Annotated in this window: 15 protein-coding genes; 10 read left to right on the top strand and 5 right to left on the bottom strand. The window is 37.2% G+C overall.

Going from position 1 to position 14,503, the window contains the following annotated elements; all coding sequences use genetic code 11:
- From ACIQ32_RS08790 to ACIQ32_RS08770, 5 genes are all read left to right on the top strand, one after another.
- Positions 1–741, top strand: a 741-nt coding sequence (locus ACIQ32_RS08790; RefSeq protein ID WP_396195316.1) for a magnesium chelatase domain-containing protein, incomplete at its 5' end; no start/stop codon positions are given.
- Positions 742–795: 54 nt separating this feature from the next.
- Positions 796–1,257 carry a hypothetical protein gene (locus ACIQ32_RS08785; RefSeq protein WP_396195315.1) on the top strand — a complete coding sequence of 154 codons (462 nt, stop codon included), beginning with the start codon at positions 796–798 and terminating at the stop codon, positions 1,255–1,257.
- The gene (locus ACIQ32_RS08780; protein WP_396195314.1) at positions 1,257–3,209 is read left to right on the top strand and encodes a transglycosylase domain-containing protein; all 1,953 of its coding nucleotides are present in this window, start codon (positions 1,257–1,259) and stop codon (positions 3,207–3,209) included. The genes ACIQ32_RS08785 and ACIQ32_RS08780 overlap by 1 nt, the downstream gene beginning before the upstream one ends.
- Before the next feature lie 51 nt (positions 3,210–3,260).
- Positions 3,261–4,631 (top strand): PQQ-dependent sugar dehydrogenase, encoded by a 1,371-nt coding sequence (locus tag ACIQ32_RS08775; RefSeq protein WP_396195313.1) that lies wholly within the window; start codon positions 3,261–3,263, stop codon positions 4,629–4,631.
- A gap of 4 nt (positions 4,632–4,635) precedes the next feature.
- Positions 4,636–5,259, top strand: a complete 624-nt coding sequence (locus tag ACIQ32_RS08770; protein WP_396195312.1) for a murein L,D-transpeptidase catalytic domain-containing protein — start codon at positions 4,636–4,638, stop codon at positions 5,257–5,259.
- Here the strand turns inward: ACIQ32_RS08770 and ACIQ32_RS08765 are convergent, their stop codons facing one another.
- Positions 5,260–5,631 (bottom strand): helix-turn-helix domain-containing protein, encoded by a 372-nt coding sequence (locus ACIQ32_RS08765; RefSeq protein WP_396195311.1) that lies wholly within the window; start codon positions 5,629–5,631, stop codon positions 5,260–5,262.
- Positions 5,632–5,737: 106 nt separating this feature from the next.
- On the opposite strand from ACIQ32_RS08765, the gene ACIQ32_RS08760 reads away from it, so the two are divergent.
- The 4 genes from ACIQ32_RS08760 to ACIQ32_RS08745 all read left to right on the top strand — a co-directional run bounded on the left by ACIQ32_RS08760 (position 5,738) and on the right by ACIQ32_RS08745 (position 8,969).
- Positions 5,738–7,198, top strand: coding sequence for a glycoside hydrolase family 108 protein (locus ACIQ32_RS08760; protein ID WP_396195310.1), 1,461 nt, complete (start codon positions 5,738–5,740; stop codon positions 7,196–7,198).
- A gap of 141 nt (positions 7,199–7,339) precedes the next feature.
- Complete coding sequence (locus ACIQ32_RS08755) at positions 7,340–7,714, top strand: hypothetical protein (RefSeq protein ID WP_396195309.1); 375 nt, start codon at positions 7,340–7,342, stop codon at positions 7,712–7,714.
- 462 nt (positions 7,715–8,176) lie between these two features.
- Positions 8,177–8,572: a glycoside hydrolase family 19 protein gene (locus ACIQ32_RS08750; protein WP_396195308.1), complete on the top strand. Its 396-nt coding sequence runs from the start codon at positions 8,177–8,179 to the stop codon at positions 8,570–8,572.
- Between the two features lie 28 nt (positions 8,573–8,600).
- The gene (locus ACIQ32_RS08745; RefSeq protein ID WP_396195307.1) at positions 8,601–8,969 is read left to right on the top strand and encodes a hypothetical protein; all 369 of its coding nucleotides are present in this window, start codon (positions 8,601–8,603) and stop codon (positions 8,967–8,969) included.
- Positions 8,970–8,982: 13 nt separating this feature from the next.
- Here the strand turns inward: ACIQ32_RS08745 and ACIQ32_RS08740 are convergent, their stop codons facing one another.
- From ACIQ32_RS08740 to ACIQ32_RS08730, 3 genes are all read right to left on the bottom strand, one after another.
- The gene (locus ACIQ32_RS08740) at positions 8,983–10,017 is read right to left on the bottom strand and encodes an NADP(H)-dependent aldo-keto reductase (protein WP_396195306.1); all 1,035 of its coding nucleotides are present in this window, start codon (positions 10,015–10,017) and stop codon (positions 8,983–8,985) included.
- A gap of 144 nt (positions 10,018–10,161) precedes the next feature.
- Positions 10,162–11,127, bottom strand: coding sequence for an OmpA family protein (locus ACIQ32_RS08735; RefSeq protein WP_396195305.1), 966 nt, complete (start codon positions 11,125–11,127; stop codon positions 10,162–10,164).
- A gap of 28 nt (positions 11,128–11,155) precedes the next feature.
- Positions 11,156–11,917, bottom strand: a complete 762-nt coding sequence (locus ACIQ32_RS08730) for an exodeoxyribonuclease III (RefSeq protein WP_396195304.1) — start codon at positions 11,915–11,917, stop codon at positions 11,156–11,158.
- A gap of 195 nt (positions 11,918–12,112) precedes the next feature.
- Between ACIQ32_RS08730 and ACIQ32_RS08725 the strand changes: the two genes are divergently transcribed.
- Positions 12,113–13,924, top strand: coding sequence for a GNAT family N-acyltransferase (locus tag ACIQ32_RS08725; protein WP_396195303.1), 1,812 nt, complete (start codon positions 12,113–12,115; stop codon positions 13,922–13,924).
- A 48-nt stretch (positions 13,925–13,972) separates the two neighbouring features.
- Here ACIQ32_RS08725 and ACIQ32_RS08720 read toward each other — a convergent pair whose 3' ends face one another.
- Positions 13,973–14,467 (bottom strand): DUF805 domain-containing protein, encoded by a 495-nt coding sequence (locus ACIQ32_RS08720; protein WP_324689321.1) that lies wholly within the window; start codon positions 14,465–14,467, stop codon positions 13,973–13,975.
- Positions 14,468–14,503: the final 36 nt, after the last annotated feature.

Raw genomic sequence — 14,503 nt, 5'->3', positions numbered from 1 at the left:
CCGGTGATTTTAATTGGCCACATCACCAAAGACGGCAACATTGCCGGACCGAAAATTTTGGAACACATGGTCGATACCGTTTTGCAATTTGAAGGCGATAGAAATCACGTGTACCGACTCTTGCGTTCGCTCAAAAATCGTTTTGGTTCAACCGCCGAATTAGGCATTTACGAAATGCAAGGTTCGGGTTTGAGAGAAGTGTCTAATCCTTCAGAAATTTTGATTTCCCATCGCGAGGAAGAACTTTCAGGTACGGCTATTGCTTCCACTTTAGAAGGCATGCGCCCTTTGATGATTGAAATTCAAGCTCTTGTGTCCACTGCTGTTTACGGAACGCCACAACGCAGTACTACCGGTTATAATGCCAAACGTTTGAACATGATTTTAGCGGTTCTGGAAAAACGCGCCGGTTTCCGTTTGGGTACTAAAGATGTTTTTTTAAACGTAACCGGAGGCATTTCCGTAGATGATCCGGCGATTGATTTGGCTGTAGTGGCAGCAATTTTATCTTCTAATGAAGACATTGCGGTTGGCAAAGACGTTTGTTTTGCCGGAGAAGTAGGTTTGTCGGGAGAAATTCGGCCAGTGAACCGCGTAGAACAGCGCATACAAGAAGCTGAAAAATTAGGGTTTGCCACAATATTTGTCTCCAAATACAATAAAATTGCCCTCAAAAATCCGCTAATCAAAATAGTCTTGGTTTCTAAAATTGAAGAAGTAGTCGAGCAATTGTTTGGCTAACATCAATTACAATAAATAAGCCATTTGCTCGTTTTAATGGTAAACGAAACACTTATGACACTAAAAACGCCTTTACTATTCCTGACATTAATACTCTTTACCTCTTGTAATGACAAAACGGTTTTCTCCGACGATACTTCGGATTTTACGGCCAATCAATGGATGAAAAACGACGTGAAGACTTTTACTTTTTCCAACGAAACAACACAAAACTTCAACTTGTCTGTCAACATCAGTCATGTATACGATTATCAATTTGACAAAATTCCGTTAGGTGTTGGTATCACCAATCCCGAGGGAGCAACCGATGTGGTTTTTTTCGATTTAATCCTCAAAGACAATCAAGGAAAAGACTTAGGCGATTGTTTAGGCGATATCTGTGATCTACAACAAATCTTTAAAAAAAATTATACTTTGGGTAAGGGAAAATATACGTTTACGGTTTTTCATAAATTTGAACATCCTTATGTACCTAATATCTCCAATTTAGGGATTACTGTTGAAAAATCTGAATAATGAGAACAACCCGACAAAAAGTTTTTTTTGGACTTAAAATAAGTGGTTTCATGCTGCTTTTAGGGATCATTTTACTTTTTGTATTTCGAAACAAGCTTTTGCAACAAGCAATACATCGGATTGATGTTAAAATGCAACGCGATTACCAATGCCAATTTAAAGTGGCTAAAGCCGAATTTCAAGGTTTATCTGATTTAGAATTTCAGCACATTACTTTGGTTCCTAAACAAGCCGATACCTTACTGCGCATTGACAATTTAAAAACCGGCGTCAACTTTTGGCAATTAATAACCGGAGATATTCAGTTGGGGAAACTCGATATTAACAAAGGTTATATCCAATTGGTGAAAACCAAAAACGGCAGCAACTTTGAGGCATTTTTGCGTTCCAAAAAAGAGCAAAAAGAAAATACCGAAGTCAATTATGCCAAATTACTCCATCGCATTTCGACCAACTTGCTCAACTTGGTTCCTACCGATATGCAGGTCAAAGGATTTGCCGTAAAGTTTGACGATTTAGGCCATAAAGTAATTTTCGATTTCAACCAATTGGCTTTGTCAGACAAAAAGTTAAACACTTTGATTGATGTTACTTCGGAAAATTTCTCTCAACAATGGGCGGTTACCGGTTTTGCCGATCCCAGAGAGCGCAAAGCCGATTTAGAGTTTTACAATCCAAAAAGCGACACGATACGATTGCCTTATTTGAACCAAAAGTTTCGGTTGAAAACCGGCTTTCAATCGATTCATTTCAACCTCGAAAAGCTGTCTTTGGACAGTGGCGAATTGCACATTGACGGTTATTCTTCAATTCGAAGTTTAGTGGTTAATCATCCTAAAATTGCTTCAAAAGATGTTGTTGTTAAAAACGCCCGATTTGATTATCGTTGGGTTGTTGGTGCCCGTTTTTTGGCTCTCGACAGCACTTCAACTTTGCAATTAAACAACATCAAATGCAGGCCTTATCTCTCTTACACCAACGAGGAAGATAAGCTCTACGGTTTGAAATTGGCCATTCCGAAAATGAAGGCACAAGATTTTATAACCTCATTACCCACAGGATTATTTCGCCATTTTGAAGGCATGGAAGCCCAAGGTAATTTTAGTTATGCGTTGCACTTTGAATACAACAATCACAAACCCAATGAGCTGATTTTTGAGAGCAAACTCCAACCCGAAGGTCTAAAAATCAATAAATATGGGGAAGCCGATTTGAACAAAATAAATGGGGAATTCACCTATCGTGCTATTGAAAAAGGAATCGCGCAACGTCCTATTGTTGTTGGCCCTTCGAACCCTAATTTTACTCCTTTGGCCGAGATTTCACCTTATTTGCAAAAATGCGTACTCACCAGTGAAGATCCTTCGTTTTTTAACCATCGCGGGTTTATCGGAGAAGCCTTTAAACAATCGATTGCCAAAAATATCAAAACCAAAAAATTTGCCCGTGGTGCCAGCACTATCAGCATGCAATTGGTGAAGAATGTATTTCTCACCCGTGAAAAAACCTTGTCGCGTAAACTCGAAGAAATTTTGTTGGTTTACCTATTAGAAAACAACCGAATCAGCACCAAAGAGCGGATGTTAGAAGTCTATTTTAATGTCATCGAATGGGGTCCGAATGTATACGGCATTGGCGAAGCAGCACAGTTTTATTTCCAAAAGAGACCCATCGATTTGAATTTGAATGAGTGCTTATTTTTGGCCTCCATTGTTCCGAAACCTAAAGGATTTATGTACCGCTTTGACAACGAACAAAAACTCAAACCCTTTGCGCGCCAGCAGAACGATTTTCTCACGCGGTTGATGTTGAGACGAAAATTGATAACAGAAACAGACACTATCGGAAACTTTCCCGTAAGCATTTCAGGTACAGCACAACAGTATTTAAAACAAAAAACGGTACAAATTATGGAAAGTGATAGTTTGAATTGGGAGGAGTTTGATTTCTAAATACTTGCATTGGTAAATGGTTTTTTCTAACTTTACCCAAAACCAATGGCTATGAAAAAAATATTATACTCTTTTTTAGGATTTTGCTGTACTGTCATTTCGGCCCAAAACGTGGGCTTACAAACCTTTGCTTCCGGCTTTTCATCTCCTGTTGAGATTGCCCATCCGCCTAATGATGCGCGTCTTTTTGTAGTACAACAAAGTGGTTTGATTCGTATTTTAAACCCAAATGGCACCATCAATACGACCCCTTTTTTGAGTTTGACGAGTGCTACTATTGTTTCCGGTGGTGAAAGAGGATTATTAGGTTTGGCTTTTCATCCCAACTATGCTACCAACGGTTATTTTTATGTGAATTACACTCGTGCAGGCGATGGTGCTACAGTTATTGCCCGCTATACTGTTTCTTCAGACCCTAACATAGCCGATGCCTCCAGCGGTACAGTTATATTGACCGTGGCTCAACCTTTTACCAATCACAATGGCGGCTCGATTAAGTTTGGCCCCGATGGTTATTTGTATATTGGTATGGGTGACGGTGGCAGTGGCGGAGATCCCGGAAACCGTTCGCAAAACATCAATGAAAATTTAGGCAAAATGCTCCGAATTGATGTAGATTCTGCCTCGCCTTACGGCATTCCACCAACTAATCCATATGTAGGCATTGCCGGCAATGATGAAATTTGGGCGATTGGTTTACGCAATCCTTGGAAATTTTCATTCAACCGATTGAACGGTGATTTATGGATAGCCGACGTGGGACAAAATGCGATTGAAGAAATCAACAAAGTCAGTGCACCGCTCCCAAATACCGGATTAAACTTCGGATGGCGTTGTTATGAAGGTAACCTGGCTTACAACACTTCCGGCTGCCCAGACTATGCTTCTACTCATGCGCCAATTGCTGTTTATTTACATGGAACCACCAACCGTTGTTCCATTACTGGAGGTTACTTTTACACCGGTACTGCGTATCCAAATTTTACCAATAAATACATTTTTGCCGATTATTGTACCGGAGAAATTGGTTGGGTTAATCCTGACGGAAGCATTACTTGGAACTATAACGGGCCAAATTTAATTACCACGTTCGGACAAGATAAAGACGGAGAAATATTAGTCATTATGGGTGGAGTCATATACAAAATGGTTGACACCTTATCTGTTAATGATTTTGGTATGAAAGGCATCCAAGTTTACCCAAATCCGGCGAAAGACGAATTGTTCATCAAAAACGAAAACAATCTCATGCTGACCTCAATAATCATTACTGATCTTACAGGAAAAGTAGTTTTAGAGCAAGGTTTAGATGTTTTGGAAACCAATCAAATATCTGTTACCTCTTTATCCAAAGGCATTTACTTGGCTACGATTGAAGGGGTGAATGGCAGAGTATACCAAGCCAAACTCATCAAGGATTAATTACATGAAGAAACTATTCGGAGTTGTTTTTATGATGGTCTCTTTAGGATTAGGTTATTTATATTCGAAAAAAAACTTGTCCCTATCAACTGAGCTAAAACCTATTTCCAACGACGAAGTGCAAAAGCGTTTGCATTTAAAAGTGCGTGAGATTGAAAAGTACCTTAAAAACAATCCCAAATACAATGATGAAATATTTTTCTTGGCTGACTTAAAAATTGCATCCGGCAATAATCGTTTTTTTATTTTCAATCTGAAAGAAAATAAATTAACCGATCAAGGATTAATGGCCCATGGTTCGGGATCTGAAACCGGTGTTGAAGGCAAATTACAATTCAGTAACATCCCAAATTCCTATACCACTTCTTTAGGCAAATATGCTATTGGGAATGATTATATTGGAAAGTTCGGCAAAGCCTATAAACTTTATGGGTTAGATCAAACAAACAATAAAGCCTTCGAGCGATTTATAGTTCTTCATTACTATGAAAAAGTGCCATATGAAGAACAATCAAGTCCGATATGCAATAGCTTAGGGTGTCCCATGGTTAATGAAACTTTTTTTAATCGACTGGAAAAAATTATTGACAGCTCGAAAAAACCTATACTGTTGTATCTATATTACTAACTAGATTTGATCTCTTTTCATTTGAGCAATTTGAAAAAGCAACTCTTGAATTCGATGTTCTTTAGACCGGTTATCCGCAATCAGAAAATGGATTTGATTCATGACACTGTCTTCAAAGGCATCGTGAAGAGTGGTATGTGAATGGTGGGTTTTGGTAAGGTCGTCTTTCGTATTATTAAAGTTTAAAAAATGATCAAAGCCAACCTCAAAAAACTGACAAACTTTGTGCATAAGTATAAAATCAATGGATTTGTCTTCATTGCTTTCTATATTACAAAGCTTAGATTGAGATATTCCTAAAATATAGGCCAGTTCAGTTTGTGACATTTTCTTGCCTTCGCGTAATTTTCTGATTTTGATTCCGATTTCCATAATTATTACGTTTTGACTTAATACAATTCATTTTTAAATAGAATTTTACTACAAATATATATAGTTTTGACTGTATTTATTTGTTAAATTTTAATTTTATTTAATTATGAATGTAAGAATTTTGTATTTTTGGGTAATCCTTTCTGTGCTGCTTTGTTCATTACAAAGTTGCCAAACTGAAGAACTTTATGTTAAAGAAAAGGATTTAGGTAAAAAAAGCGGTATTACTACCGAGTATTTGAAAGGTGATGAGGCTATACGCATAGCCCGGATGCTGAAAACTAAGTTCAATAACTTAGGGGTAAACAGTCAACAACAGTCTGTGTCTCGAACGGATTACCAAGAGATTGACTATAATAATATTCTATTAGTTGTTGATTCATTAGGGGTTAGAAATTATATTTTCAGAGTTACAAATCACCCTGAAGATAATTATAAGACCTTTCACAATTTAGTAATGACTGATAAAAACGGTGAACTCGAGTTAACATTAATGAAATATGCTATGACCGATACGTTTGCTCAAGAATATCAAGAACAACTCAAAAAGTTTGAAGAATTCAAAGGGACGATAACCTCTAAAAAAATGCTGCAAACAAATCCTTGTGAAGATATTGAGGCTGATTTTACAAGTCCAACCAACGGTGACCCGGATAGTGGTAGCGGCGGAGGCGGTATTGGCGGCACAGTTGACGACCCTGTTGGTGGTTCCGGGAGTGCGCCCGGAGGATCAGACAATACAAACTGTATTGAAGTTTCCTTAACTGTTATCTGTCAATGCAAAAGATCCTATTCCAGTTGGGAAAATTATTTAACTTCAATGTGTGGAGACGGCAGTAATCCGGGATACGATGTAACATTAGTAGTTACTTATACTGATGTTTGCCAAATGGGTACTTTAAGATGTGCGCCTGATGGGGCGATTGGGGTTATAGACGAAGAGAAAGATTGTAATACATTTGACAAAAGGGTTAATAACATTATAGATGCTGAAGGTGGTTTCTCTTTTGATCCTATTGATCCCGGTGGAGCAACCAATAAAGGAATTAGTTGGAAAGTATGGCAAGCAAATGCAGAAAGTATACTTGGTATTGAACCAAATATCGAGAATTTGGAAATGTTGACAAATGAACAAGCTAAAGCAATGTATAAAGTTCTTTATTGGAATAAGATAAAATGTGATGAAATTACTGATGGTGATTTAAGATACTTGCTCTTTGATTTTTATGTTAATGCTGGATCAAATGCAATAATCACACTGAAAAAAACTCTAAATAGTCTGGGTTATAACCTAACTCTTAATGGATTGGTAGATGATAATCTCATCAACTTAATAAATGCCCATCAAGATCAAATTAACCTATACAATAGCTTTAAATCGAAAAGAGTTAACTATTACAATAACTTAGTTAACGCAAGTACATCAAGATATATTGCTAAATATCCCAATGCTACTAGTCAGCAGTTGTTAACTAATACGCTGAAAAAATTTCAAAACGGATGGCTGAACAGAGCCAATAAGTTCATCAACAAAACAATACAAAATTCAAAGAATGTTAATTGTTAAAAAATAGATATTATGAAAAAATCAATAAGAATAATTATTACTGTTTTTTTTGGTGTAATAATAACCTTAAACAGTACAAACAACATTAGTAAATGTTTTAATACAACATTAGGCAGTGATTTGGTTAAAAATGATTTATTCATGACAAACCAACAAACATCTGAACAAGAGATGCTAAGTGGCACTTGGTATTGGAAATCAACTTCCAATGACAATGAAACTGAATTTTATTTAATCCAAAACGGAAATGAAATAACAGGTAAGCATTGTAGTAGTTTTTTGGGTGGAACAAAACTCGACTGTATAGAAAATAATGCTGAAGACTCCATAACACTAAGTTTGGTTTCTGAGAATGTATATGAAGGCACTATCAGAAGTGGATTCTCAGAAGTGGTAATCAACATCAGACTTTCTTTAAACCCTGATAACAATACCTTATATTTCAAACAACTGTCTCAACCAAGCGAAGAATATTATTTACCTAATAATGTTTTTATGACTTTAGCTCAACCTTAAATACTATATTTCTTGAAAACAAAAATTAAAATCATAGTTGCTGTTGTAATTTCCTCGATACTAATATCCTTTACAACTAACCCAAATCAAAACGAGACAATTATCGAGACTTGGAAATCAGAAGAAGACAGTAATTATTAAATGATATTCAGTGAAAACACTTGCACATTGATTTATTCCAATCAACCATCTAAAATTTATTCATTTACTCTGTCAAACACTTCTCCGAAATGTGGTGATAGTTCCGGTAAGCTCGGAATTGAATTATCTTAGATTGGTTAATTTGGATGACAATAATGATGTAATTTGTTATGAAATCTATAGCCTGTCAGCAACAACATTAACACTAAGACCGGTTGACAAAAGTAGCTTTCTGATTTTTAACAGACAACTTTAGATCCGAATAAAGCTAATCCTAATGATTATGTTAGCCCTACAAATTCAACTTTTGTTGATAATGAAATGTTTGCTAATTATGTTTACAATGATGCTAATAGAAGTGAAAAAGGAAAGTTGGGTAACGTGAATATTGGTGATGGCTATAAGTTTATTGGAAGAGGAATTTTTCAACTAACTGGGCGAACAAATTACACTAATTTTAACACCTTTTACCAAGAGAATTATGATATTACTATAGATTTGTTAGAAAACCCTGAACTTGTTGCGTCAGACAAAAAAATAGCGGTCATAAGTGCATTATGGTTTTTTAAAAATAATGTGCTTGATGAATTGAGCCAAACCTTAGATAGCAACACGACATGTTTAAGCGTTTCCAAATTAGTAAATGGCGGGACAAATGGATTAACCCATAGGACTGCATTATTAACATCAACACAAATCAATATAGATTGCTTATAAACATTTAATAATTTTAAATCTTAAAAAAATGAAAACACTAATAGCATTTTTACTTTTATTATCCACTTATGCACATTCACAGTCAACATTGGTACCACAAGAAAGACAAAGTATCATAGGTACTTGGGTTATTGATAATGAAACTAACAATAAATGGCTTTTCACAGCTAACAATACTTGTGTATGGAAATTAAACGAGGAGACTTTAGACCTATTTACTTATTCCATAAGTAGTGAGTTTTCTTCGAATGGTGTTGAACATACCTATCTTAAATTAATTAAGATAAATAACTCAAATGAAATTTACGAATATGCTATAAACAGTATAAATAACAACAAAATGACTTTAGAAACTTTTGAGCCTAAGCTAAGTTATATATCTTTTACTAAACAATAATTAGCCTCAGAATCTAAGGCGCAGGATCAGGAAATACCGCTTGAATTTTATTAATCTCGGCAACAACTTCAGCAGAAAGCACTGTGTCAAAAGCAGCGATGTTTTCCTGGAGTTGTTCCATTTTAGTAGCACCTATAATAGTTGACATCACAAATTCCTGTTGGTTTACAAAAGCCAAGGCCAGTTGGGTTAAGGTAAGTCTGTTATCCATAGCCAGTTGTTGGTACAATTGCGTTGCTTTCCAACAGTTCTCATTGGCATATCGGGTAAATTGAGGGAAAAGTCCCAAACGAGAATCGGGTTGAATGCCATTCAAATGCTTCCCGGTTAAAAAACTAAAGGCCAAAGGCGAATAAGCCATCAATCCTACATTTTCGCGGAGACAAATCTCAGACAAACCTACTTCAAATAAGCGATTCAATAAAGAATACGGGTTTTGAATAGTCGCTATTTTAGGCAGATTGTGCTTTTCACTTTCGCTTAAAAACTTCATCACTCCATACGGATTTTCATTAGAAACCCCAATATGTCTGATCTTACCTTCTTTAATCAAACCGTCATATACTTGCAAAATTTCCACAAAATTCTCTTGCCATTGGGGATCAATTTTGGAAACACCACGTTGACCAAACATATTCATTACACGTTCCGGCCAATGCATTTGGTACAAATCGATATAATCCGTTTGGAGGTTTTTCAAACTCAAATCTACCGCTTCGTGTATGTTTTTTTTAGAGAAATTCAAAGGCTGACGAATGTATTCCATTCCACGATTAGGTCCGGCGATTTTAGTCGCAATCACCAAATCATTACGCTTTCCGGTTTTTTTTAACCAACTGCCAATATACTTTTCCGTTGACCCTAAAGTAGCCTGTCTGGCCGCAATCGGATACATTTCTGCAGTGTCGATAAAGTTAATCCCTTTTTCAACCGCATAATCCAATTGTGCGTGAGCTTCACTTTCAGAATTTTGCTCGCCAAAAGTCATGGTGCCCAAACAAATTTTGCTGACTTTAATCTCGGTATTCGGTATAGTGGTATAGTTCATTGTGTTGTTTTTTGCTCGGCAAAAATAAAATATTGCACCCGTTTATTGGGTCCGATTAACAGATTTTTTGGAAACGTTGACAATAAAAAAGGTTCTAAGTCAAAACTCAGAACCTTAGTTGCTCAGCACCTTAGCGCCTATTTCTTAAAACTCATTCAACATCTTGGAAATCTCATCCAACTTCGGAGTCAAAATAATTTCAATTCTACGGTTTTTGGCTTTGCCTTCCTGCGTGTCATTACTCATCAATGGTGCGTATTCTCCTCTACCCGCTGCGGTTAAATTCTTCTTTTGAATGCCGGCATTTTCTCCTAAAATATTCACAATGGCAGTGGCTCTTTTGGTCGATAAATCCCAATTGTTTTCAATTCCTCCGCCTATAGCGCCGTATATTTTATCGTTGTCGGTATGACCTTCAATCAACACGGTGATATCCGGATTTTGGGCCAATACTTTCCCTACTTCCACTACCGCTTTTCTTCCTTCTGAACCAACAGCCCAACTTCCGGTTTGGAATAACAATTTGTTTTCCATGGAAACATATACCTTACCATTCTTTTGTTCTACTGTCAATCCTTTTCCTTCAAAAGCATTCAGCGCTTTCGACAAGGTTTCCTTGAGTCTTTTCATGCTGGCGTCTTTGGCGGCAATCATGCTTTCTAATTCATTCAAGCGTTTGGTGCTCGAAGCCAATTCATCTCTCAATTTATTCAATCGATCTTGTTCGGCGGCCATCGCTTTTTCTTTGGCTTCTAATTGTGCCAACAACTCTCGATTTTTATTCATATTAGAGGCCAAAGCATCATTGCTGTTTTTCTCCAAAGCGGCATACGATTCCTGTAAAGCCTTCAAGTTATTCGTAGTTGCCGTGCAATCAGCTTGCAATTTATCGCGATCTGCTTTCAATTTAGCCAACTCAGCCGTCAACGATTTATTTACCGAATCAAACTCGGCATTAGCCTTGTGCAATTCATCAACCTCATCTGATAGCGAGCGGTTTTCCTTTTTTAAATCAGTGTACTTGTTCTCTAAATCGTTATAAATTTTTTTGGAAACACAAGATGACATCAAAGTCATCACTACTATTGCTAAAACTATTCTTTTTACCATTTTTCTATATTCTATGTTCTTTTTTCTCTTAATCTATTTCTACTAAAACCGGACAATGATCGGAATGTTTGGCTTCGGGCAAAATGACAGCACGAGTTAATCTGTTTTTTAAAGGTTCTGTGGCCAAACAATAGTCGATTCTCCAACCTTTGTTGTTGGCTCTGGCATTGGCACGATAACTCCACCAACTGTAATGATGCGGTTCTTTGTTGAAAAACCGAAACGTATCTATAAAACCGCTTTTCATGAATTTGTCTAACCAAGCGCGTTCTTCGGGCAAAAATCCGGAAACGGTTTTATTGCGAATCGGATCATGAATGTCAATGGGTTCGTGACAAATATTATAATCACCACAGACTATCAAATTTGGGATGTCTTTCTTCAAGTTCGTAATGTACTCTTGAAACTCATCCATGTATTGGAACTTGTAGTCCAAACGATCCATATTGGTTCCCGAAGGCAAATACAAACTCATCACCGAAAAGTCATCAAAATCAACACGCAAATTCCTACCTTCAAAATCCATATGATCTATGCCGGTACCGAAAACTACATTATTAGGTTTTATTTTAGACAAAATTGCCACGCCGCTGTAGCCTTTTTTGGTAGCCGAAAACCAATAATGATAAGGATATCCGGATAGTTCCACGTCTAACAACGGGATTTGATCTTCGGTGGCTTTGATTTCTTGGAGACAAATAACATCGGGGTTGGCTTGCTGCAACCAATTTAAAAATCCTTTGGAAATGGCTGCACGAATGCCGTTTACGTTATAAGAGATAATTCGCATTAAGCTTCAAATTAGTTTTTAACTCCGTTAAATTCGACCGAAAGGCCTTGGGTCAAAAATAGGCAAAAAGCCAAACATTTGAAACCCAAAAACCTTAATAAAAAATTAAAGTTTCAACGGTGTTTTCCACATTTTCTCAAGACTATTTGAGTAGAATTACTATCTTTGTTTCTTACTCAAAAATGAACGGTATAAATGGGTTTAGTTACTGCTAAAGAAGTTGCAAAAGCAATAAATGCTGATAAATACGGGGTTTTCGGAACTTTTTGCGGCTGGTTACTAATGAAAGCTTTAAAAATTTCAACCTTAAACAAAATCTACGACCGCAACAAACATTTGAGCGAAGTAGAATTCCTGAACGCCATTTTGGATGAGTTTCAAATTAAATTTGAAATTCCGGAAGACGACTTAAAACGATTACCTAAAGATGGTGCTTACATTACTATTTCCAATCATCCGCTAGGTGGTATTGATGGTATTTTATTATTGAAATTAATGCTCGAAAGAGAACCGAATTTCAAAATCATTGCCAATTTCTTGTTGCATCGTATCGCACCAATGAAACCTTATATCATGCCGGTAAATCCGTTCGAAAACCACAAAGATGCCAAGTCGAGTGTTATCGGAATTAAAGAAACCTTACGCCATTTGAGCGACGGCAAACCTTTAGGCATGTTTCCTGCCGGTGAAGTTTCTACTTATAAAGACGGCAAATTGGTAGTGGACAAAGCCTGGGAAGAAGGCGCTATCAAGGTGATTCGAAAAGCTCAAGTTCCGGTAGTGCCGATTTATTTCCATGCCAAGAACAGCCGCTTTTTCTACTTCTTATCGAAAATTAATCCTACGCTGCGCACCGCCAAATTACCCTCGGAATTGCTAACCCAAAAGGACCGAGTAATTAAAGTGCGCATTGGGAAACCGATATCCGTAGCCGAACAAAACGAACACAAAACCATCGAAGAATACTCGGAATTCTTGCGTCGTAAAACCTATATGTTGGCCAATTCTTTTAACGAAGAATCCAAACTGTTGAGCTCACAAAACCTCAACTTGAATTTGAAAACGCCTAAGAGTCCGAAACAAATTGTAAAACCGGCCAATCACGATAAGATTCTTGAAGAGATCGAAGTCTTGAAGCAAGGCGATTACCGTTTGTTACAAAGTAAAAACTACTTGGTTTTTTTGGTAACTGCCGATAAAATTCCGAATATTTTACACGAAATCGGACGTTTGCGCGAGATTACTTTTAGGGCGGTAGGCGAAGGCACAAATGAGTCTATCGACTTAGACCAATACGACAATTATTACCACCACATGTTTTTGTGGGACGATGAAAGTCAGCAAATAGCCGGTGCCTATCGTATGGGCTTGGGTGCAGAAATTTTCCCGAAATACGGCATCGAAGGCTTTTATTTACAAGACTTATTCCGTTTCGAACCGGAGTTATACGACATGATGTCGAAGTCCATCGAAATGGGTCGCGCCTTTATCGTGAGCGATTACCAGCAAAAACCAATGCCGTTGTTCTTGTTGTGGAAAGGCATCGTACATACTACCTTGCGTTATCCGGAGCACAAATATTTGATTGGTGGCGTGAGCATCAGTAACCAGTTTACCGAATTCTCCAAATCGTTGATGATAGAGTTCATGAAGTCGCATTATTACGATCCGTATGTGGCGCAATACATCAATCCGAAGAAAGAATTCAAAGTAAAATTGAAAGATGCCGACAAAGATTTTGTATTCAATGAGACGGAAGCCGATTTGAATAAATTCGACAAAATTATTGACGAAGTCGAACCGGGCAGTTTGCGACTTCCGGTATTGATTAAAAAATACATCAAGCAAAACGCACGCGTGGTGGCTTTTAATGTAGATCCGCTATTCAATAATGCTGTCGATGGCTTGATGTACATTCGCATTGCCGACTTACCCGAGAGCACTGTAAAACCGGTAATGGAAGAATTCCAAGCCGAATTGGAACGCAAAGAGAAAAATTACAAATAGAAAAAGCCGGTAGTTACTACCGGCTTTTTTATTGAATGGCAAATTGGATTATTCTACTCCAATCTGACTGATATCTTCTGAACCATCTGCTTTTGGATCCGGTCCGTATTTGTTTTCTCCAACATCTCCATTGGTACAAAACATCACAAGCAACCAAATGGCCAAACCAAAAACAACCACTCCGGCAATAATTACGCCTATGCCAAATCCTTCCGGCGAAGCTACTCCTGACAAAGCAGACAAACTAGCGCCAACCATTACAGCAGCACAAATAATCATCGCTAAGTAAATAATCACTAGCAACCATCCACTTTTTCCAATGTCGTGCAATCTTCGGAAAGCAACAGCTAATCCCGGAATAAAAACAGCCAAACCGTAAACGGTGTTTAGACCAATTTCCAAATTCAACGCTTTGTCAATGGCCATTGTAATGACTGAAAAAATCAAATTAAAAAGCGTGAAATACCAATACTCTGATCGGCGTGCTCTGCCGTTAAAATTGGCATAATTTTCAAATACAACTTTTTTGTACCAGTTAAACATAATTAATAGTTATTAGTTAGTCCTACTCTTAAGGAT

Source organism: Flavobacterium sp. (genome assembly GCF_044373165.1).
Lineage (GTDB): Bacteria > Bacteroidota > Bacteroidia > Flavobacteriales > Flavobacteriaceae > Flavobacterium.
The sequence above is the reverse complement of the archived record's forward strand: the minus strand, read 5'-3'. Positions and strand labels throughout refer to the sequence as shown.

Bases quoted from the DNA above. Each gene is read 5' to 3' on its own strand.
- ACIQ32_RS08740 (WP_396195306.1), bottom strand. From the start codon at position 10,017: ATGAACTATACCACTATACCGAATACCGAGATTAAAGTCAGCAAAATT.
- ACIQ32_RS08770 (WP_396195312.1), top strand. From the start codon at position 4,636: ATGAAGAAACTATTCGGAGTTGTTTTTATGATGGTCTCTTTAGGATTA.
- ACIQ32_RS08745 (WP_396195307.1), top strand. From the start codon at position 8,601: ATGAAAACACTAATAGCATTTTTACTTTTATTATCCACTTATGCACAT.
- ACIQ32_RS08775 (WP_396195313.1), top strand. From the start codon at position 3,261: ATGAAAAAAATATTATACTCTTTTTTAGGATTTTGCTGTACTGTCATT.
- ACIQ32_RS08750 (WP_396195308.1), top strand. From the start codon at position 8,177: ATGTTTGCTAATTATGTTTACAATGATGCTAATAGAAGTGAAAAAGGA.
- ACIQ32_RS08730 (WP_396195304.1), bottom strand. From the start codon at position 11,917: ATGCGAATTATCTCTTATAACGTAAACGGCATTCGTGCAGCCATTTCC.
- ACIQ32_RS08760 (WP_396195310.1), top strand. From the start codon at position 5,738: ATGAATGTAAGAATTTTGTATTTTTGGGTAATCCTTTCTGTGCTGCTT.
- ACIQ32_RS08785 (WP_396195315.1), top strand. From the start codon at position 796: ATGACACTAAAAACGCCTTTACTATTCCTGACATTAATACTCTTTACC.
- ACIQ32_RS08725 (WP_396195303.1), top strand. From the start codon at position 12,113: ATGGGTTTAGTTACTGCTAAAGAAGTTGCAAAAGCAATAAATGCTGAT.
- ACIQ32_RS08720 (WP_324689321.1), bottom strand. From the start codon at position 14,467: ATGTTTAACTGGTACAAAAAAGTTGTATTTGAAAATTATGCCAATTTT.
- ACIQ32_RS08735 (WP_396195305.1), bottom strand. From the start codon at position 11,127: ATGGTAAAAAGAATAGTTTTAGCAATAGTAGTGATGACTTTGATGTCA.
- ACIQ32_RS08765 (WP_396195311.1), bottom strand. From the start codon at position 5,631: ATGGAAATCGGAATCAAAATCAGAAAATTACGCGAAGGCAAGAAAATG.
- ACIQ32_RS08780 (WP_396195314.1), top strand. From the start codon at position 1,257: ATGAGAACAACCCGACAAAAAGTTTTTTTTGGACTTAAAATAAGTGGT.
- ACIQ32_RS08755 (WP_396195309.1), top strand. From the start codon at position 7,340: ATGACAAACCAACAAACATCTGAACAAGAGATGCTAAGTGGCACTTGG.